15 protein-coding genes and 1 tRNA gene are annotated in these 19,614 nt (G+C 70.6%); 4 read left to right on the top strand and 12 right to left on the bottom strand.

The features are described from left to right. Positions 1-56 precede the first annotated feature (56 nt). The 4 genes from C4U03_RS01785 to polA form a co-directional block, all read right to left on the bottom strand. Positions 57-1,991, bottom strand: coding sequence for an endonuclease/exonuclease/phosphatase family protein (locus tag C4U03_RS01785; RefSeq protein WP_103935812.1), 1,935 nt, complete (start codon positions 1,989-1,991; stop codon positions 57-59). Positions 1,992-2,584: 593 nt separating this feature from the next. Beyond that, the gene (gene rpsA, locus C4U03_RS01780) at positions 2,585-4,060 is read right to left on the bottom strand and encodes a 30S ribosomal protein S1 (RefSeq protein WP_103935811.1); all 1,476 of its coding nucleotides are present in this window, start codon (positions 4,058-4,060) and stop codon (positions 2,585-2,587) included. 262 nt (positions 4,061-4,322) lie between these two features. After that, positions 4,323-5,453, bottom strand: coding sequence for a polysaccharide deacetylase family protein (locus tag C4U03_RS01775; RefSeq protein ID WP_103936271.1), 1,131 nt, complete (start codon positions 5,451-5,453; stop codon positions 4,323-4,325). Positions 5,454-5,768: 315 nt separating this feature from the next. Further along, entirely contained in the window at positions 5,769-8,468 is a 2,700-nt protein-coding gene (gene polA / locus C4U03_RS01770; protein ID WP_103935810.1) for a DNA polymerase I, read from the bottom strand. Between the two features lie 135 nt (positions 8,469-8,603). Here polA and C4U03_RS01765 point away from each other — a divergent pair, with 135 nt between their 5' ends. Together C4U03_RS01765 and C4U03_RS01760 are read left to right on the top strand one after the other, a co-directional pair. Then, complete coding sequence (locus C4U03_RS01765; protein WP_327372378.1) at positions 8,604-8,957, top strand: PaaI family thioesterase; 354 nt, start codon at positions 8,604-8,606, stop codon at positions 8,955-8,957. Between the two features lie 273 nt (positions 8,958-9,230). After that, positions 9,231-9,791 carry a DUF4352 domain-containing protein gene (locus tag C4U03_RS01760; protein ID WP_103935809.1) on the top strand — a complete coding sequence of 187 codons (561 nt, stop codon included), beginning with the start codon at positions 9,231-9,233 and terminating at the stop codon, positions 9,789-9,791. Between the two features lie 135 nt (positions 9,792-9,926). On the opposite strand, the gene C4U03_RS01755 is transcribed toward C4U03_RS01760, so the two are convergent. The 6 genes from C4U03_RS01755 to C4U03_RS01730 all read right to left on the bottom strand — a co-directional run bounded on the left by C4U03_RS01755 (position 9,927) and on the right by C4U03_RS01730 (position 16,130). Beyond that, positions 9,927-10,769, bottom strand: coding sequence for an ABC transporter ATP-binding protein (locus C4U03_RS01755; RefSeq protein WP_103935808.1), 843 nt, complete (start codon positions 10,767-10,769; stop codon positions 9,927-9,929). Continuing rightward, positions 10,759-11,499 (bottom strand): ABC transporter ATP-binding protein, encoded by a 741-nt coding sequence (locus C4U03_RS01750; protein WP_235017628.1) that lies wholly within the window; start codon positions 11,497-11,499, stop codon positions 10,759-10,761. Before C4U03_RS01750 ends, C4U03_RS01755 begins: the two co-directional genes overlap by 11 nt. Before the next feature lie 89 nt (positions 11,500-11,588). Next, on the bottom strand, positions 11,589-12,758 hold the full coding sequence (locus C4U03_RS01745; RefSeq protein ID WP_103936269.1) for a branched-chain amino acid ABC transporter permease: 1,170 nt from the start codon (positions 12,756-12,758) through the stop codon (positions 11,589-11,591). A 164-nt stretch (positions 12,759-12,922) separates the two neighbouring features. Continuing rightward, complete coding sequence (locus tag C4U03_RS01740; RefSeq protein ID WP_103935806.1) at positions 12,923-13,891, bottom strand: branched-chain amino acid ABC transporter permease; 969 nt, start codon at positions 13,889-13,891, stop codon at positions 12,923-12,925. A gap of 143 nt (positions 13,892-14,034) precedes the next feature. Further along, positions 14,035-15,183 (bottom strand): branched-chain amino acid ABC transporter substrate-binding protein, encoded by a 1,149-nt coding sequence (locus C4U03_RS01735; RefSeq protein ID WP_235017568.1) that lies wholly within the window; start codon positions 15,181-15,183, stop codon positions 14,035-14,037. Positions 15,184-15,482: 299 nt separating this feature from the next. After that, positions 15,483-16,130 (bottom strand): ANTAR domain-containing response regulator, encoded by a 648-nt coding sequence (locus tag C4U03_RS01730; protein WP_103935804.1) that lies wholly within the window; start codon positions 16,128-16,130, stop codon positions 15,483-15,485. 66 nt (positions 16,131-16,196) lie between these two features. On the opposite strand from C4U03_RS01730, the gene C4U03_RS01725 reads away from it, so the two are divergent. Then, a tRNA-Leu gene (locus C4U03_RS01725) sits at positions 16,197-16,272 on the top strand. A 62-nt stretch (positions 16,273-16,334) separates the two neighbouring features. Beyond that, positions 16,335-17,111 carry a helix-turn-helix domain-containing protein gene (locus C4U03_RS01720; protein WP_103936268.1) on the top strand — a complete coding sequence of 259 codons (777 nt, stop codon included), beginning with the start codon at positions 16,335-16,337 and terminating at the stop codon, positions 17,109-17,111. Positions 17,112-17,487: 376 nt separating this feature from the next. Here C4U03_RS01720 and pyk read toward each other — a convergent pair whose 3' ends face one another. Together pyk and C4U03_RS01710 are read right to left on the bottom strand one after the other, a co-directional pair. Next, positions 17,488-18,918, bottom strand: a complete 1,431-nt coding sequence (gene pyk / locus C4U03_RS01715) for a pyruvate kinase (protein WP_103935803.1) — start codon at positions 18,916-18,918, stop codon at positions 17,488-17,490. A 115-nt stretch (positions 18,919-19,033) separates the two neighbouring features. Continuing rightward, positions 19,034-19,588: a type 1 glutamine amidotransferase domain-containing protein gene (locus C4U03_RS01710; protein WP_103935802.1), complete on the bottom strand. Its 555-nt coding sequence runs from the start codon at positions 19,586-19,588 to the stop codon at positions 19,034-19,036. Between the last annotated feature and the right edge of the window lie 26 nt (positions 19,589-19,614).

Here is a 19,614-nt window from a genome sequence, read left to right as displayed (position 1 = left end):
CCGGCCGGGCGCCGCCCGCTCGCGGTGTTCGTCCCGGCCCGCCCGTTCCGCGGCGGTCACTCCCCGATCCGAACGGTCACCGCCACCGGGTAGTGGTCGGACGCCTTGGAAGGGTGCACGCCGTGGTCGGAGAACACCAGGTCGTCCGTGCCGAGGATCCAGTCGATCTTTTTGCCCTCCGGGGTGGTCGGCCCGTAGTCGCCCAGGGCCGAGGCGCGCAGTCCCGTGCCGTCCAGGAAGCGGCTCATCTCGGCGCTGCCGGGCTCGCTGTTCATGTCACCGCCGATGAGCGTCCGGGGCGCGCCGCCCCAGGCGCGCAGCAGCGCCGCGATCTCCCGCTGCCGGTCCGCCACCCGGTCGGCACCGCCGTCCAGGCGCGTCGACCACACGTACACGGGGCGGCCGCCCACGTCCAGGCGGGCCCACACGTAGCCGCGGATCTGGGACCAGTCGCCCTTGGGCATGCGGGCGCTGCCCGACGACAGCACCCGCCGGGAGGTCAGGATGGCGTTGCCGAACTGGCCGTCGGCGGCCGGCCCCCAGATCAGGTGCATGCCGAGTTCGCGCGACAGCCACACCCCCACGTCGGTGGTGCCCGACAGCAGGGAGCCGCGCCCGACCTCTTGCAGCAGTACCACGTCGGCGCGCTGCCTGCGGATGTCGCGGGCCAGCGCCGCCAGGTCCAGCCGGCCGCGGGTGTCGATGCCGTGGTGCACGTTGTAGGTGACGACCCGCAGTCTGGACGGGTCCGCGGCGGGCGTGTCAGGCGACGGCTTGGTGAGGGTGAAGGCCAGCGTGCCCAGCAGCAGCACGAGGGCGGCGGCGCCGCCGACCAGGGCCCGCAGCGGAGCACGGGCGGGCAGCGGCCCGCCCCGGGCGGCGGCGATGGCGGCCAGCGCGCCCAGCCCGATCCCGGCCACCCCGGGCAGCACGTTGTTGGGGAACGGCAGCGCGCCGACCGCGCTGAGCTGGTACGGCACCAGCATCACGGCGATGAGGAACCCGCCGAGCGCGGCGCCGACGTCGATCCGCCACACCGGCCCGCCGTCCCCGGCCCGGCGCAGCGGGGCCCGGCAGGCCACCGCCAGCAGCCAGGCCGCCAGCACCTGGCCGACGATCACGATGCCGACCACGGCCACGCCGGAGATGGCGTACGCGCCCGCGGCGGCGCCGGCGCCCACGCCCAGCACCGTCCCGCCGAGCACGCACACCCCGCCGGGCACCGCCCGCACGGCCAGCCCGGACGCCAGGAACGCCAGCGCCAGGCCCTGGCCGGTGGCCACGGCGATGTGCGCGACGGTCAGCGACTGCCAGCCGGAGGAGGCCACGAACGCCGGGCTGGACAGCACCAGGATCTGCAGCGCCAGGAACGGCCCGAACGCCGCCGCGCCCAGGGCGTCGCGCCAGGAGATGCCGGGCGCGCCCACCGGGCCGGAGGACAGTTCGCGGGCCAGCGCGGCGGCGCCCAGCCCGACCAGCAGCAGGCAGATCGCCCATTCGACCGGGCCCGACCGCCAGACCGGGTCCCAGGTGCCGAACGCCATCCGCAGCGCGGTGTCGACGCCGAGCCCGGCGACCGTCGCGGTGGCGAACCCGACGCCCGACAGTCCCCGGGCCGCCTCGTACAGCGCCACCACGGCGATCATGCCGACGGCGGTGCCGAGCAGGGCCAGCCACGGCTGCGGGGACAGCGCCTGCACCACCAGCCGGACGGCCAGCAGCCCGCCGGCCCCGGCCAGCAGCAGTCCGCCGGGGCCGGCCGCGGCGCGGATCGCCGGGGCGGCGAAGCCGGCCAGGAACACCACCAGGATCAGGGCGATCGAGGTGGCGTTGCCGGCCGACTCGGCGAGATGGGCGAACTGGGGGCCCGACAGGCGCAGGATCTGCGCGAGCACCGCGATCGTGATGGCGATCAGCGCCAGCCGCGCCGGGCCCTGCGGGACGATCGGCGGCGCGTCCTCGGGCCTGGTTCCTGGATGGGTGGTGGTCACGTGACGTCGCTCTCTGACTGCGGGGAGGTTGGCGGGTCGTGCCTGCTCCGGCCCTGGAGCCGCGGGGAAAACGACCACGGCCGGAGAACGGACCCTGGGCAGGGCCGTCATCCGGCCGGGGACATTATGTCATCGCCTACCGGCGAAGATCGACCAACCCCGCCGTCACCGGACGGCGCGTCCGGCCAAAAAGCGGGCGCGCCCCGGCGTCTCTTCGCGGCGAAGGTCCGCACGGTCTCGCCGCTCGGCTCCGCGACGAGATCAAGGAGCTCAAGCGCGGACTGCGCGACATGAGGGGGACCGGCGTCCGCCAGGCGGATCCCGGTGCGGGGACCCGCCGGTGGTCGACCGGCCCGACCATGCCGATCTCCCTAGGTGAAGCCGTCAGGCGGCCGGGCCGTACGGGGCGTTCCGGCGGCCGGAGGCCATCGGACGCCCGGCCCCGGCGGGCCGTTCAAGGGCGGTACGCCGGCGGGAGGCGATTACGAGGCCCGGCCGAACGGCGACCGGCCGCCCGCCGGGCTCCCCTCAGGGGATCCGTGCGGACGGCCGGTCGTCAGTGGCTCATCACCTCGGGCCGTGCGGCCGGTCGGTCACTGGCCGCCCGACAGCTTCTCGCGCAGGGCCGCCAGGGCCTCGTCGGAGGCCAGGGCGCCGCCGGACTCGGCCTCGCCGCCACCGGAGTAGGAGGTGTCGCCGCCGCCGCCGGCCGGGCCGCCCGCGGCCTCGGCCTCGGCCCGGCGGGCCTCCTCGATCTGGCGGCGGTGCGCCTCGAAGCGCTGGCGGGCCTCGGCGTACTGCCGCTCCCAGGTCTCGCGCTGCTCGTCGAAGCCGGGCAGCCACTCGCCGGTGTCGGAGTCGAAGCCCTCGGGGTACTTGTAGTTACCCTGCTCGTCGTACTCGGCCGGCATGCCGTACAGCGTCGGGTCGAAGTCCTCGTCCTCGATGCCGGTGACACCCTCGTTGGCCTGCTTGAGCGACAGGCTGATCCGGCGCCGGTCAAGGTCGATGTCGATGATCTTCACGAAGATCTCGTCGCCGACCTGGACGACCTGCTCGGGGATCTCCACGTGCCGCTCGGCGAGCTCGGAGATGTGCACCAGGCCCTCGATGCCCTCCTCGACCCGCACGAACGCGCCGAAGGGCACCAGCTTGGTGACCCGGCCCGGCACGACCTGGCCGATCTGGTGGGTGCGGGCGAACTGCTGCCAGGGGTCCTCCTGGGTCGCCTTGAGCGACAGGGAGACCCGCTCGCGCTCCATGTCCACGTCGAGGACCTCGACGGTGACCTCCTGGCCCACCTCGACGACCTCGGAGGGGTGGTCGATGTGCTTCCAGGACAGCTCGGAGACGTGCACCAGGCCGTCCACGCCGCCGAGGTCGACGAAGGCGCCGAAGTTGACGATGGAGGAGACCACGCCCTTGCGGACCTGGCCCTTCTGCAGGGTGTTGAGGAAGGTCTGGCGGACCTCGCTCTGGGTCTGCTCCAGCCAGGCGCGCCGCGACAGGACCACGTTGTTGCGGTTCTTGTCCAGCTCGATGATCTTGGCCTCGAGCTCGCGGCCGACGTACGGCTGCAGGTCGCGCACCCGGCGCATCTCCACCAGCGAGGCGGGCAGGAAGCCGCGCAGGCCGATGTCGAGGATGAGGCCGCCCTTGACGACCTCGATGACCGTCCCGGTGACGATGCCGTCCTCGTCCTTGATCTTCTCGATCGTGCCCCAGGCGCGCTCGTACTGGGCGCGCTTCTTGGACAGGATCAGCCGTCCCTCCTTGTCCTCCTTCTGCAGGACAAGGGCCTCAACGTGGTCGCCGACCTTGACGACCTCGTTGGGGTCGACGTCGTGCTTGATCGACAGCTCGCGGGACGGGATGACGCCCTCGGTCTTGTAACCGATGTCGAGCAAGACCTCGTCTCGGTCGACCTTGACGACAGTGCCCTCGACAATGTCGCCGTCGTTGAAGTACTTGATCGTTTCATCGATCGCGGCGAGGAACTCCTCTGCCGAGCCAATGTCGTTGACCGCTACTTGAGGAGTGGTGGTCGAGGTGTCGGTGCTGCTCGTCATGTGTGGGCTGGCTCCGGGTACGGACATGGATCGTTGTCTATGCAGCGCAGAGGGCCCTTTTCGTCCCTGCCGGAACCGGAGACGGCGGAGGTCCCGCCTGAAGACCGATGTCGACCTGACCGAGCGCGAGCCTGCTCCGTCCGAAGCACGCGCAAGCCCACAGCGCAGCGATCAGCATATGGGACATGTCCGCGAGGGTCAATCGCGGCGACGGGACGGGGCCTGCGACCGCCGGCCCCCCACACGTGTTGTGGATCCCAGTCTAGTAGGACCTGCCGTATCCCCGATACCCGCCCGCCAGGTCCCCGGAAACGTCCGCGGGGAAGGCCACGGTACCCGGATCACCGTCGGAGACGTACCGTTCGCCAGGATTCTCCCGCAGCCACTCCAGCCACGCCTGGGAACAGTAGCGCCGGCAGTCGTTTTCCCGGATTTTACCCTCCGAGCGGATCCGCATGATCGCTTCGGGGTCGAAGTCCTCGTGGAAGGGCGACACCGACGGCCGCCAGCCGGCCAGGAAGATTCCCCGGAACGAGTACTCCCCCTCCTTGTGCCGCGCCCACGAGTCCCGGTCCGGCCGGGAGCCGAACGGGTACGCCAGCGTGCTGGTGTGGACGCCGGTCAGCGCCACGATCTGCGCCTCGTCCCGGGCGATCTCCCGCTGCACGCCCGCCTTGGACAGCGTCGACAGGTCGGCGTGCGTGAACGTGTGGTTGCCGATCTCGAACCCGTTGCGTTGCAGCCACCGCAGCCCGTCGGCGGCCCGGTCGCCGAGCTGGAACGGGTCGGCGTTGACGTAGAACGTGGCCACCGGCCGGAACCCCGGGTACCGCCGGGCCACCTCCAGCAGGACGCCGACCGCCGTGTCCGCTGCGGGGACGCCCCGCTCGTCCAGGGCGAAGTGGCCGGGGGTGCCGTCGTCGAACGTCAGCACCACCGGGTGCCGGCCGGCGGGCACGTCGATCCAGCCGCGGGCGAAGTCGGCCGCGGTGATCGGCACGTAGCCCTCCTCGGCCAGCCGTGTCAGCTCCTCGCGCAGTTGCTTGGGGGTGCGGTCCAGCGACGCGGTGGTCTCGGCGGTGATCCGGTGGTACATCAGCACCGGGATCTGCCCCAGCTCGTTAGCCTTGACCTGCCGGGCGACGGCCGAGGCCGCCCCGATGACGGGTGCGGGCGCGGTGCCGGAGGGCGCGGGCGCGGCGGTCGCGGAGCCGCCCGCGCCGCTCCGGCCGGCCACCGGCGCAGCGGACGGCGTGGACGGCGCGGCCGTCCCGCCGGGCGCGGCCGCCGGCTTCGCCTCGGCCGGGCCCGGCCGCCCGGCGTCCGGGGCGACCAGCCCGACGACCACCGCCAGAACGATCAGGACACCGGCGAGCTTGTGCAGGGGTGGCACGGCCCTCCCGTCGATCATCAAAGAGGTCGCGCTCAGCGTACGGCCCGGCGCCCCGCCGCGGGTAGCGGACGGCCGACCGCGCTCCCCTGCCGGCCGGCCCGGCACCTTCCCGCGCTCCGTCCCCGCCCGGCCGGCGGCCGAGGGAGGGCGGCGCAGCCCCGAGGACTATGCGGCGCCGCAGTCCGTGGCGCCCCTCAGGCCGTGCAGCGCTACGGGCCATGCGGCGCTGCGGACCGTGCGACGCCGCAGTCCGTAGGGCGCCTCAGGCCGTGCAGCCCTGCGGGCCGTGGCGCGCGGGAACGGTGGCCGGGCGGGTCAGTGGCCGGCGTCCTGCCAGGTGCGGCCGGTGCCCATGGAGACCTCCAGGGGGGCGCGCAGCGTGTAGGCGGCGCTCATCTGGGTGCGCACCAGGTCCTGCAGCTCCGCCAGCTCACCGGGGGCGACCTCGAAGACCAGCTCGTCGTGGACCTGCAGGAGCATCCGGGAGGCCAGGCCGCGCTCGCGCAGGGCGCGGTCGACGTTCAGGGAGGCGACCTTGATGATGTCGGCGGCCGAGCCCTGGATGGGGGCGTTGAGGGCCATCCGCTCGGCCATCTCGCGGCGCTGGCGGTTGTCGGAGGTCAGGTCGGGCAGGTAGCGGCGACGGCCGAGGATGGTCTCGGTGTAGCCGTCCTTGCGGGCCTGCCTGACCACGCCCTGCAGGTAGTCGCGGACACCGCCGAACTGCTCGAAGTACTCGGCCATGAGCAGGCGGGCCTCCTCGGCCGGGATGCCGAGCTGGGCGGCCAGCCCGAACGGCGACAGGCCGTAGGCCAGGCCGTAGTTCATCGCCTTGATCCGGGCGCGCAGCTCGCCGTCGATCTGCTCGGGCGGCAGGCCGAAGACCCGGGAGGCGGTGATGGTGTGGAAGTCGGCCCCGGAGGTGAACGCCTCGATCAGCGCCTCGTCGCCGGACAGGTGCGCCATGATGCGCAGCTCGATCTGGCTGTAGTCGGCCGTCAGCAGGCACTCGAAGCCCTCGCCGACCACGAAGCCCTCGCGGATCTGCCGGCCCTCGGCGGTGCGGATCGGGATGTTCTGCAGGTTGGGGTCGGTGGACGACAGCCGGCCGGTGGCGGCGACCATCTGGTTGAAGGTGGTGTGGATGCGGCCGTCCTCGGCGGCCATCGGGATGAGGGAGTCGACGATGCTCTTGAGCTTGGCGACCTCCCGCCAGCGCAGGATGTGCGCCAGCACCGGGTGTCCGTCCTTGGCCAGCAGGCCGGTCAGCGCCTCCGAGTCGGTGGTGTAGCCGGTCTTGGTGCGCTTGGTCTTGGGCAGCCCCAGCTCCTCGAACAGCACCTGCTGGACCTGCTTGGGCGAGCCCAGGTTGAACTCGTGCCCGACGACCTCGTGCGCGCGCTGCTCGGTGTCCCTGACCTGGGCGCCCAGCGACGACGACAGCTCGGCGAAGTGGTCGGTGTCCACCGCGATGCCGGCCCGTTCCATCTCGGCCAGCACCGTGACCAGCGGCAGCTCCACCTCCTGCAGCAGCCGGGCGGCGCCGCGGCGCTCCAGGTCGCGGTCCAGGGCCTCGGCCAACTCCAGCACGGCGCGGGCGCGCACCGCCAGGTCGCGGGCGGCGTCGGCCTCGGCGGAGCCGTCGATGGTCAGCTGCCCACCGGTGTCGGCCCCGCCGGAGACGTCCTTGTGCAGATAGCGCAGCACCAGGTCGGCCAGGTCGAAGGTGCGCTGGCCGGGCAGCGCCAGGTAGGCGGCCAGGGCGGTGTCGCTGGTCACCCCGTCCAGGGTCAGGCCGCGGGCGGCCAGGGCCAGCATCGGCCCCTTGGCCTCGTGGATCGCCTTGGGCCGCTTGGCGTCGGCCAGCCAGCCGGCCAGCGCCCGCTCGTCGGCCTCCGCCAGCTCGGCGGGCTCGACGAAGACGGCCGGGCCGCGGCCGGTGGCCAGCGCGAGGCCGGTCAGCTCACCGGTGCCGCGCCCCCAGCCGCCGGTGACGGCCAGCCCGACCCGCTCCCCCGGCGTGCTCGCGTGCTCGGCCAGCCACGTCTCCAGCTCGCCGGGGTCGGGCCGCGACAGCTCGACCTCGAAGCCCTCCTCGGCCTCCGGCTCGACCGACGACAGCGTCGCGTACAGCCGCTCGCGCAGCACCCGGAACTGCAGCGCGTCGAACAGGGTGTGGATCTCGTCGCGGTCCCACTGCCCCAGCCGCAGGTCCCGCGGCGCGGCCTCCAGCGGGACCGCGCAGTCCAGCTTGTTGATCTGGTGGTTGCGCAGCACCTGCGGCAGATGCTCGCGCAGGCTCGCCCCGGCCTTGCCCTTGAGCTGGTCCACGTTGGCCACCAGCCCGTCCAGATCGCCGTGCTGCGTCAGCCACTTGGCGGCGGTCTTGGGCCCCACCCCGGGGACCCCCGGCAGGTTGTCGCTGGTCTCCCCCACCAGCGCCGCCAGCTCCCGGTACCGCTCCGGCGGCACCCCGTACTTCTTGGCGACCGCGTCCGGGTCGTAGCGCACCAGCTCCGACACGCCCCGCACCGGGTACAGCACCGTCACATGCTCGTTCACCAGCTGGAACGCGTCCCGGTCCCCTGTCACCACCAGCGTCGTCATACCGAGCTCGCTCGCCTGCGACGACAGCGTGGCGATGATGTCGTCGGCCTCGTAGCCGGCCACCGACAGCCGCGGGATGCGCAGCGCGTCCAGCACCTCGAAGATCAGGCTGACCTGGCTGCGGAACTCGTCGGGGGTCTTGGCGCGGCCCGCCTTGTACTCCACGTACTGCTCGTGCCGGAAAGTCGGCTCGGAACGGTCGAAGGCCACCGCGATATGCGTGGGCTGCTCGTCGCGCAGCACGTTGATGAGCATCGAGGTGAAGCCGTAGACCGCGTTGGTGGGCTGGCCGTCGGTGGTCGAGAAGTTCTCCAGCGGCAGCGCGAAGAACGCCCGGTAGGCCAGCGAGTGCCCGTCCAGCAGCAGCAGCCGGTCGGAGTTGTCAGGGGTCGGTGCTGTCGTCTCCACGGCTTGAGCCTAGCCTTCCGTTACGACGATTTGAGGGAGGCATACGTGACGGACCTGGGCGGCACCCCCCCGGGCGGCGAGCGCGGGCTCACCGGGGCGTTCGGCGGCGACCCCAAGGGCGACCTGGCCACTTCGATGGGCATCGAAATGCTGGAGGCGTCCCCCGAACGGGTGGTGGGACGAATGCCGGTCAAGGGCAACACCCAGCCGTTCGGCCTGCTGCACGGCGGCGCGTCCTGCGTGCTCGCCGAGACGCTGGGCTCCACCGGGGCGTTCCTGCACGCCGGCACGGACCGGATCGCGGTCGGCGTGGAGATCAACGCCACCCACCACCGGTCCGCCACCGAGGGCCATGTCACGGGCGTCGCCACCCGGGTGCACGGCGGGCGGACGCTGGCCACCTACGACATCGTGATCACCGACGACCAGGACCGGCGGGTCTGCACTGCCCGGCTGACCTGCATGCTGCGCGACCGTCCCCCCGCCTAGCACCCCGCCGGCGGGACGAACGCCGCGGAGACCACCTGCGCAAACAGAACATCCTTTGCAAGTGGGGCCCATGCGTCGCTAGCGTTGCCACAGAGGGTCCGGGGCCGCTGAGTAGACAACGTACGTCCGGGGAAGGGGTGTACGGCCCCAAAGGCGGCCCCGTACCCGTCCACCCACCCGGTGCCGCCGGCGCGGAACGACAGCCGGTCGCGGTTGGGTTGCGATCTCTTCCGGAGCCTGTCGCCCGGAACGCCGCCGTCCTAGGGTCACGGCATGCGACGGACCCTGGCGGCCGGTGCCCTCGGCCTCCTCGCCCTCCTGCCGGCGGCGTGTTCGGACCAGGACGGTCCGCCCTCCTACGACCTCGGGCCCCGGCCCGTACGCGAGTCGGAGACGCCGCTGCCGTACCGGCAGACCCGGCTGGGCGAGATGCGTTACACCGTCCTGGCCATCCGTACCGGCCTGAAGGAAGTGGTGGGCAGCCACGGCAGTTGGACCCCGAAGGGCCAGTACGTCCGGGTCAGGCTGCTGATCGAGAACCACGGCCGGGACCGGCACGAGTTCGTGCCCTCCGCCCAGATGCTGGTGACCGCGGACGGGCGGGCCCACAAACCCAACCACGACGCCATGTCGATCTCACGCGCCGTCTCCGGGACGCAGATCGTCGCCCGCGAGGAACGCCGCGAACTCGACCTGTGGTTCGACATCCCCAAGACGGCGCCCGTACGCGCCCTGCGCGTGAACGGTGACGTCTCCTCCTCCGCCCTCGGCGACCAGCTCAAGGGCGTGCCGGCGGGCACGCCCGACACCGTGGACATCCCGCTGAAGCCCTGAGAACGGCAAGCCCTGAGAACGAATCCGCCCGCACGCCCCGGGCGAGGGCGCGCGGGCGGGCCGGGCGACCACGGCGGAACACAGGTCGCCCGGCCCGCACCACACAAGTCCCGGGAACCACCCCGGGACGGCGGCTCAGTCGCGGTCGTCGGGAGCGGTCTTCTGCACCGGCTCGTCCACGACCGCGGCCTCGCCGGGAGCGGAGGCGACCGCGGCCGCCTTGCCACCGGAGTCACCGGAGTCACCGGAACCACCGGAACCACCGGCGGCGCCGGCGCCGCCGCCCAGATAGGCCGCACGCACCTCCGGGTCGTCCAGCAGCTCGCTCGCCGGGGCGCTCTTGAGCACCCGCCCCGTCTCCAGCACATACGCCCGATGCGCCAGCTGCAGCGCCTGCTGCGCGTTCTGCTCGACCACCAGCACCGTCGTGCCCCGCCGGTTGATCTCCTCGATGATCGTGAAGATCTGCTGGATGAGCATCGGCGCCAGACCCATCGACGGCTCGTCCAGCAGCAGCACCTTCGGCCGGCTCATCAGCGCCCGGCCGATCGCCAGCATCTGCTGCTCACCGCCCGACATCGTGCCGCCGGCCTGGTTCTTGCGCTCGGCCAGCCGGGGGAACAGCTCGAAGACCTCGGCCAGGTCCTTGCTGACGTCCCCCTTGCGCGCATACGCGCCCATGTGCAGGTTCTCGGTCACCGTCATGCCCGGGAAGATCCCCCGGCCCTCCGGCGCCTGCCCGATCCCGGCCAGCACCCGCTTGTGCCCCGGCATCCGGCTGATGTCCTGCCCGTTGAACAGGATGCGGCCCGAGCTCAGCGGACGCAGCCCGGAGATCGTCTTGAGCGTGGTCGTCTTGCCGGCGCCGTTGGCGCCGATCAACGTGACGATCTCGCCCTCCTCGACCTCCACCGTGATGCCCTTGAGCGCCGCGATCTTGCCGTAGTGGACGTGCACGTCCCTGATCTCAAGAAGCATCGGCGGGAGCCCCCAAGTACGCCTCGATGACCCGCGGGTCGTTCTGGATCTCGGCGGGCAGCCCCTCGGCGATCTTCTGGCCGAAGTCCAGCACCGCCAGCCGGTCGCTGATGCCCATCACCAGACTCATGTCGTGCTCGATCAGCAGCACCGTGCGCCCGGAGTCGCGGATCTTGCGGATCAGCTCCTGCAGCGACTCCTTCTCCGCCGGGTTCATCCCGGCCGCCGGCTCGTCCAGCAGCAGCAGCTTCGGATCGGTGGCCAGCGCACGGGCGATCTCCAGCCTGCGCTGGTCGCCGTACGGCAGGTTCTTGGCCATCTCCCCGCCCCGGTTCCCGACACCCACGAACTCCAGCAGCGCCCGGCCCTTCTCCCGGCCCTCGCGCTCCTCGCGGCGGTGCCAGGGCAGCCCCAGCCCCGCCCCGGCCAGTCCCGTCCGGTGGTGCGCGTCCGCGCCCACCATCACGTTCTCCAGCGCCGACATGTTGTGGAACAGCCGGACGTTCTGGAACGTGCGGGCGATCCCGAGCTTGGTCACCTTGTAGCGCTTCTGGCCGTCGATGCGCTGCTCACCGAGCAGCACCTGCCCCTCGGTCGGCCGGTAGACACCGGTGATCACGTTGAACACCGTGGTCTTGCCCGCGCCGTTCGGGCCGATCAGGGCGAAGATCTCACCCTCCCGGACCTCCAGCGACAGCCCGTTGATGGCCACCACACCACCAAAGCGCATGGTGATCTCACGCAACTCCAGCAGCGGAGCGCCGATCGACGCCGCCTCCGCCGGCTCCGCCGACGCGACCGAGGTCGGCTTCTCCTCACTCATTTCGCCCCCTCGACGGCCGCCGCGTGCGTGTCCGGCCCACCGACCTCGGCGCCCAGGCTGCCCATGCCGCCCGTGCCCTCGGCCAGCTCGGCCTGCCTGCGCCGGGACGGCAGGATGCCCTCCGGCCGCAGCGCCATCATCACCACCAGCGCCCCACCGAAGATCAGGATCCGGTACTCGGCCAGCCCGCGGAAGTACTCCGGCAGCCACGCCACCAGGAACGCGCCCACCATCACCCCCGGCAGGTTGCCCGAACCGCCCAGCACCACCGCCGCCAGAATCGTCGCCGACAGGATGAACGGGAAGTTGTTCGGAATGATCGACGTCGCCTGGCTGCCGTACACCACCCCGGCCGCACCGCCGATCGCCGCACCGATCGCGAACGCCGCCAGCTTGAACTTGAACGTCGGCACGCCCATCAGCTCGGCCGCGTCCTCGTCCTCCCGGATCGCCGCCCACGACCGGCCCACCCGGCTGTTCTCCAGCCGCTTGCAGAAGATGATCACCGCGATGATGACGACCAGCATCAGGTAGTAGTACGGCCGCCCGTCCAGCGCCCCGTAGGTGAACGGGCTCATCCCCGCCACCCCCAGGAACTCCCACGGCTGCCCGTCGGGGAAGGACCACTCCGACAGGTTCGGCGGATGCGGAATGCCCGAGATGCCGTTCGGGCCGTTGACGTAGTCCCAGTTCTGCGCGCTGATCCGGATGATCTCACCGAACCCCAGCGTCACGATCGCCAGATAGTCGCCACGCAGCCGCAGCGTCGGCGCGCCCAGCACGATGCCCGACAGCGCCGCGATCAGCACCCCGACGACCAGGATCTCCCAGAAGTTCCAGCCGTGGTACTTGCCGAAGATCGCCATCGTGTAGCCGCCGACCGCGAAGAACGCCACATAGCCCAGGTCCAGCAGCCCGGCCTGGCCCACCACCACGTTCAACCCGATCGCCAGCAGGATGTACCCGCCGATCGGGAAGAACAGCAGCGTCTGCCACTCGGTGTGCGGCGACATCACGTCACCGATCACATCCGACGGCAGCACCAGCGCGAACAGCACCAGCAGCCCGTAGACCACCCAGCGCATCCCGCGGCCCTGCACCGACCACCAGTCGCGCAGCACGTCCGCGACCACGCCGAACGGCGCGAACACCAGGTTCAGGGCCATCACCACAGGCCGCGCCCAGACCGGCGACTGCGCCGCACGCAGCCGCGCCCGCTCCCCGAGCCCGGCGAACCGTCCCCGGGACCCGCCGTTACCGCCGTTACCGCCGTTCTCCGCCGCGGCCGTCTTCGTCAGGACCGCGTTGCCCTTACCGTTGCCGTTGTCTGTCATGCGCGCGCCTGCTGGAGAGATTCACCGAGGATTCCGGTGGGACGGAACATCAGAACCAGGACCAGTACCGAGAAGGCCACCACGTCCTGCCAGGCCGAACCGAAGATCACCGACCCGTACATCTCGATCAGCCCGAGGGTCAGCCCGCCGACCAGCGCCCCGCGCAGGTTGCCGATGCCGCCCAGCACCGCGGCCGTGAACGCCTTGATGCCCAGCAGGAAGCCCACGAAGTAGTTGGTCTCCCCGAACCGCATCAGGTACAGCGCCGCGGCCACCCCGGCCATCACGCCACCGATCATGAAGGTGGCCGACACCACCCGGTCGATGTTCACACCCATCAGCACCGCGGTCTCGGGATCCTGGGCGGTGGCCCGGATGCCCCGGCCGAGCTGGGTACGGTTCACGAACTGGTCCAGGGCGATCATCATCACGATCGCCCCCAGGATCACGAACAGCTTGTCGTTGCGGATGATGAAGTCACCGATCGACAACAGGTCGACGGTCTCGGTGAAGTGCTTGGGGATCGGCAGCGCGCCCTTCTCCTTCGGCAGGTCGAACCACCAGGGGATCAGCACCCGCGCGAAAAGCTGCTGCAAAAACAAAGAGGCGCCGATCGCAGAGATCAGCGCCGCCAGCCGGGAGGCCCCCCGCCGCCGCAGCGGCCGGTAGGCCACGAACTCCAGGGCCACCGCACTGGCCCCCGAGACCAACCCGGCGACCACCGCCAGCATCAACACCAGCCCGATCAGCGCCAGACCCCCCACCGGGGCCGACAGGCCGATCGCGTTGAGCGTCGCCAGCGCGGCGAACGTGCCGATCATGAAGATCTCTGAGTGCGCGAAGTTGATGAGTCGCAGAACGCCGTAGACCATTGTGTAGCCCAGGGCGACGAGCGCGTAGATCGCGCCCAGCGACAGGCCGTCAATGGTGGACGGCCAGAACTGATCGATGAAGTTACCGAACATTTAGTCGCCTTCGTCAAGGAGCGGGAGCGCCGGGGCACTCCCGCTCCTGAGCGTTCCTGAGGTCACCCGAACACCGGACCAGGCCGGGTCAGGCCGAGGTCAGGCCGGGAAGAAGCAGCCGTCAGGCCTGAACGAGGCAGCCGTCAGACCGTCGCCTCGGAGGCCTTGCCGATCAGCGGCAGCGTCTCGCCCTCCACCTTGTAGACGTACACGTCCGCAGCCGCCGGCTCACCCGTCGGCAGGAACTTGACCTGCTTGGACACACCCGCCACGTCCACCTTCGACAGGAACGAGTTGATGTCCTCGGGGGTGGTGTTGCCGGCCTTGATCGCCTCGATGAACGCGGTCGCCGCGTCGTAGCCCTCCGCCGAGTAGATCGCGGTGTCGGCGTTGAACTTGGCCTTGTAGGCCTCGGAGAACTTCTTCGACGCCGGGCTGGCCGTACCCTGCGGGTCGATCAGGCACGGGCAGGCGATCACCGAGTCCTTGGCGTTCTCGACGCCGGCACCCGCCGCCAGGCCCTTGTCCAGCGAACCGTCGCCCGACAGGAACCGGGCCTTCACGCCGCCCTCACGCAGCTGCTTGAGCAGCTTGCCGCCCTCGGCGTAGTACCCGCCGTAGAAGATCGCGTCCGGCGCGAACGACTTCACCTTGTTGACCGTCGCGGCGAAGTCCGAGCCCTCCGGGTTGATCGCGTCGACCTGGGTGGTGGCCCCACCGGTCTTGGCCGTGGCCTCGACCTTCTCACCGAGCGGCTTGCCGTACTCGGAGTTGTCGTGGATCACGAAGACCTTCTTGGCCTTCAGCGCCCGGGTGATGAACTCCCCGACGCCACCGCCCTGGATCTCGTCGTTACCGACGATGCGGTGCCAGTACTTCCAGCCGTTCTTGCCCAGCGCGGTGTTGGTGGCCGACGGCGAGATGCTGGGGATCTTGCCCTCCTCCAGCACCGGCGCCACCTGCTGCGACTCACCGGAGAACGCCGGGCCGATCAGGCCGACGATCTTGTCCTTGGTGATCGCGCTCTTGGCCAGCGGAACGGCCTGCTCACCCCGGCCCTGGCTGTCGTAGGTCTTGAGGGTGATCTTCGTCTTCGGGTTCGTGGCGTTGTACTCATCGATCGCCATCTGCGCGCCCTGCTTGGGCGGGATCACGATGCCGGAGTTCTCTCCAGTCAGGTCACCCATGAAGCCGATGACGACGCCATCGTCCCCGCCGGAGCCCTCATCGTCCCCGCCGCACGCGGCCGCGCTCAGCGCGAGCGCAGCGCTCAGCGCCACAGCGCCAGTCACCCTCAGTATGTTGCGCCGCAAGGTGCCCAACCTTTCGATCAAGATCCGAGGATCGGATGCCCATGACGTCCGCGGCATCACCCCGGCGTGCGGGGCGAACCGTACGGACAGCACCCGTAGTACACCGTCCACCCCGTCAAGATCAGCACTCTCGGACAGAAGGGTTACTTCTTCGTTACAGCTCCGTGCCCGAAGAACACCAGCTTGCGGCATATTCCACTACGGAAAGTAAGCAAATTGGGCCCTCAGTCCCAGTAAGGGGCAGGCCCCGGCCCAAATAGGGATTGGGACCGCCCCGCTCACCCCCCGGCGGCGCCCGCGGCGCTCTCGCCCCCACCGTCCCCGGCGTTCCCCGCGTTCCCGCCGAGACCTCCGGCCAGCACCGCGTCCGCCACCGCGCGCATCGTCAGCCGCCGGTCCATCGACGTCTTCTGGATCCACCGGAACGCCTGCGCCTCGCTCCAGCCGTTGGCCTCCTGCAACAGGCCCTTGGCGCGATCCACCACCTTGCGGGTCTCCAGCCGCTCCGTCAGCGTGCTGACCTCGGCCTCCAGCGCCCGGATCTCCTCGTACCGGCTCACCGCCATCTCGATCGCCGGCACCAGGTCGGTCTTGGTGAACGGCTTGACCAGATACGCCATCGCGCCCGCCTCGGTGGCCCGCTTGACCAGCTCCCGCTGGGAGAAGGCGGTCAGGATCACCACCGGCGCGATCCGCTCCGCAGTGATGCGCTCGGCGGCCGAGATCCCGTCCAGCACGGGCATCTTCACGTCCAGGATCACCAGATCCGGCCTGAGCTCGGTGGCCAGCCGGACGGCGGTCTCCCCGTCCCCGGCCTCGCCGACGACCTCGTAGCCGTCCTCCTGCAGCATCTCCTTGAGGTCCAGGCGGATCAGGGCCTCGTCCTCTGCGATCACAACACGTCGAACGCTCTCGGTCACGCGCACGAGACTACTAGGACCCGCTAAGCTAGCGTCAGGCGCGGTCCCGGTAAGCCAGACTGACGCCGGCAAGCCCCGGTAGCCCAATCGGCAGACAGGCAGCACCCTCAAAAGGTGAACAGTGTGGGTTCGAGTCCCACCCGGGGCACATTTATATGACCACCGCCGATATCGGCGGTGGTTTTCTCATTGGTCTGCAACGCTTACTTCATGCATGGCATCGCAACTCGCCGGGCAGCGCTCGGACTCCTCCGAGAGGGACTCACCGTCTCGGAAGTGAGCCGACGCACAGGCGTTTCACGTGCGACCGTGAAAGAGTGGCGTGACGATCCGACAAGGACCCTGGCCCCGAAACTCGTTGCCTCATGTCCGCGCTGCCAGGAAAATCCGTCCGTCCCCGAGCCCCGCGCCGACTACGCCTACCTCCTCGGCCTGTACCTGGGGGACGGCTGCATCAGTCCGGCCGGAGACCCCACGAAGGCCGTCTGGGCTCTCCGCATCATGTGCGCGAACTCATGGCCCGGTTTGATCGACGAATGCGAGCGGGCGATCCGTTCGATCCGTCCAGACAACAAGGTCCGCCGCATACCGTGCACCGGCTGTACCGAGGTCAAGAGCGTGTCCCGGCACTGGCCCTGCTTGTTTCCCCAGCACGGCCCCGGCATGAAGCACACCCGTAAAATTGAGCTGTCGCTCTGGCAACAGGAGATCGTCGACGAGCACGCCGAAGAACTCGTCCGGGGACTGCTTCACTCGGACGGATGCCGGGTGGCCAATCGGATTCGACGCCCTCTCAAAGGGGGTGAACGCTGGTACGAGTACTCGCGCTACCTCTTCACCAACCTGTCAGACGACATCCGCAACATCTACACCGGCGCGCTCGACCGGCTCGGTATCGCATGGAAACAGAACAAGCCCCGGGAGATCTCCGTCGCCCGGAAGGACGCGGTGGCGCGGTTGGACGAGTTCGTGGGGCCGAAGTACTGATCGGTGCCGCCGGTGTCCGGGATGTCTCCGGCTTCGTGACGGCCCGGGGCGGCGCGGACCGGGCCGATGCGGTGGCCGCGTTTTCGTCCACCGGGTACGGCATGCCTGTCGCGAACCGGTCCTCGCCGGTCCGCCGCTCGCTCGCACGGTATTGCCGGAGACCATGGGGCCGGTCCCGGTAAAGCGCGGCCGTGGCGCTGGGCGCGTCCGGGTCTTTGCCGGTGGGGCGGTGAGCGTGCCGTCCGTCGTGGTGTCGCCAGCCGGTGGCCGGAAGCGTTCAGGCGCGTGCGCGGTGGCGGGGCACTTCCACCGCGTACGCGCCTGGTCCGGGCTCTGGCCGGGGTGCCGGGGCGGGGCTGGTGGCCCGGGGCGGGGGTCAGTGGCGGATGGCGATGGCGTCGCCGATGCGGTGGACGCGCAGGGCGTTGGTGGAGCCGGGGGTGCCGGGGGGTGAGCCGGCGACGATGACGACGCGGTCGCCCTTCTGGCAGCGGCCGATCTCCAGCAGGGACTGTTCGACCTGGCGGACCATGTCGTCGGTGTGGTCGACGTGGGGGACGATGAAGGTCTCCACGCCCCACACCAGGGCGAGCTGGCTGCGGGTGGCCTGGAGGGTGGTGAAGGCCAGCAGCGGGATGGGCGAGCGGTAGCGCGACAGGCGGCGGGCGGTCTCGCCGGACATGGTGAAGGCGACCAGGGCCTTGGCTCCGACGATGGCGCCGACCTCGGCGGCGGCGCGGGCGATGGCGCCGCCGACGGTTTCGGGCATCCGTTCGAGGGAGTGGACGGCGCGCAGGCTGGCGCGCTCGGCGGCCAGGGCGATGCGGCTCATGGTCTGGACGGATTCGATGGGGTACTGGCCGACGCTGGTCTCGCCGGAGAGCATGACGGCGTCGGCGCCCTCGAAGATGGCGTTGGCGACGTCGGAGGCCTCGGCGCGGGTGGGGCGGGGCGCGGAGATCATCGATTCCAGCATCTGGGTGGCCACGATGACGGGACGGGCCTTTTCGCGGCACAGTTCGATGGCGCGTTTCTGGACGATGGGGACCTGTTCCAGGGGCAGTTCCACGCCGAGGTCGCCGCGGGCGACCATGATGCCGTCGAAGGCGGCGACGATCTCGGGGAGGGCGTCGACGGCCTGGGGTTTTTCGATCTTGGCGATGAGGGGGACGCGGACGCCTTCCTCCTCCATGACGCGGTAGCAGATCTCGGCGTCGGCGGGGGTGCGCACGAAGGACAGGGCGATCATGTCGACGCCCAGGCGCAGTGCCCAGCGCAGGTCGTGTTCGTCCTTTTCGGTGAGGGCGGGGACGCTGACGGCGACGCCGGGCAGGTTGAGGCCCTTGTTGTCGGAGACCATGCCGCCGACGGCGACGCGGGTGCGGACGCGGGGGCCGTCGACGTCGGTGACCTCGAGGGCGACGCGGCCGTCGTCGATGAGGATGGTGTCGCCGGGGGCGACGTCGCCGGGCAGGCCCTGGTAGGAGGTGGAGACCTCCTTGCGGGTGCCGGGGACGTCGTCGGTGGTGATGGTGAACTCGTCGTCGAGGGTGAGGCGTACGGGTCCTTCGGCGAAGCGGCCGATGCGGATCTTGGGGCCCTGCAGGTCGGCGAGGATGCCGACGCCGTGTCCGGTGGCGTCGGAGGCGGCGCGCAGGCGGTGGTAGACGGCCTCGTGGTCGGCGTGGTCGCCGTGGCTCATGTTGAGCCGGGCGACGTCGATGCCGGCCTCGACGAGGGCGTGGATCTGCTCGTCGCTGGAGCAGGCGGGGCCGATGGTGCTGACTATCTTCGCTCGACGGGTCACGGCCTCAACCCTACGTAGTTACCATTCGGTAGGGGTATTTATGCAGGACACCGTCCCGAAAGATTCATCGATTGGTCTAGCCCTGGGGTCTAGACCAATCGACGCAGGGTGACGATCAGCCGCGCAGCGCTTCCACGGTGGCCTGGCAGAAGGCCTTGAGGTCGTCCGGCTTGCGGCTGCTGACGAGCGTGTTGGGCCCGTCGTGGCAGACGACGACCTCCTGGTCGACCCAGTGGGCGCCGGCGTTGTGCAGGTCGGTGCGCAGGCTGGGCCAGGAGGTGAGGGTGCGGCCGCGGACGACGTCGGCCTCGATGAGGGTCCAGGGGGCGTGGCAGATGGCGGCGACCGGCTTGCCGGCGGTGAAGAAGGCCTTGATGAAGGCGACGGCGGAGGGCTGGGTCCGCAGGTAGTCGGGGTTGGCGACGCCGCCGGGCAGTACCAGTGCGTCGAACTCGTCGGCGCCGGAGACCTCGACGGTGGTGTCGACGGCGAAGGTGTCGGCCTTGTCGAGGTGGTTGAACGCCTGGACGCGTCCGGACTGGGTGGACACCAGCAGGGGCCGGCCGCCGGCGTCCTCGACGGCGCGCCAGGGCTCGGTCAGTTCGACCTGTTCGGTGCCTTCGGGGGCGACGAGGAAGGCGACGGTCTTGCCGCGTAGTTCATCGGCCATGGCAAACTCCTTCGTCGATAAGCGGT

Source organism: Thermomonospora echinospora (assembly GCF_900108175.1).
In the GTDB taxonomy this organism is placed as follows: Bacteria; Actinomycetota; Actinomycetes; order Streptosporangiales; family Streptosporangiaceae; genus Thermomonospora; species Thermomonospora echinospora.
Note: the sequence above shows the minus strand (reverse complement) of the source record. Positions and strands in the feature narration are given on the sequence as shown.

Excerpts from the sequence above, each read along its gene's own strand:
- rpsA (WP_103935811.1), bottom strand. The coding sequence starts at position 4,060 with ATGACGAGCAGCACCGACACCTCGACCACCACTCCTCAAGTAGCGGTC.
- C4U03_RS01765 (WP_327372378.1), top strand. The coding sequence starts at position 8,604 with ATGGGCATCGAAATGCTGGAGGCGTCCCCCGAACGGGTGGTGGGACGA.
- C4U03_RS01760 (WP_103935809.1), top strand. The coding sequence starts at position 9,231 with ATGCGACGGACCCTGGCGGCCGGTGCCCTCGGCCTCCTCGCCCTCCTG.
- C4U03_RS01755 (WP_103935808.1), bottom strand. The coding sequence starts at position 10,769 with ATGCTTCTTGAGATCAGGGACGTGCACGTCCACTACGGCAAGATCGCG.
- C4U03_RS01750 (WP_235017628.1), bottom strand. The coding sequence starts at position 11,499 with ATGCGCTTTGGTGGTGTGGTGGCCATCAACGGGCTGTCGCTGGAGGTC.
- C4U03_RS01745 (WP_103936269.1), bottom strand. The coding sequence starts at position 12,758 with ATGGCCCTGAACCTGGTGTTCGCGCCGTTCGGCGTGGTCGCGGACGTG.
- C4U03_RS01740 (WP_103935806.1), bottom strand. The coding sequence starts at position 13,891 with ATGTTCGGTAACTTCATCGATCAGTTCTGGCCGTCCACCATTGACGGC.
- C4U03_RS01720 (WP_103936268.1), top strand. The coding sequence starts at position 16,335 with ATGCATGGCATCGCAACTCGCCGGGCAGCGCTCGGACTCCTCCGAGAG.
- C4U03_RS01710 (WP_103935802.1), bottom strand. The coding sequence starts at position 19,588 with ATGGCCGATGAACTACGCGGCAAGACCGTCGCCTTCCTCGTCGCCCCC.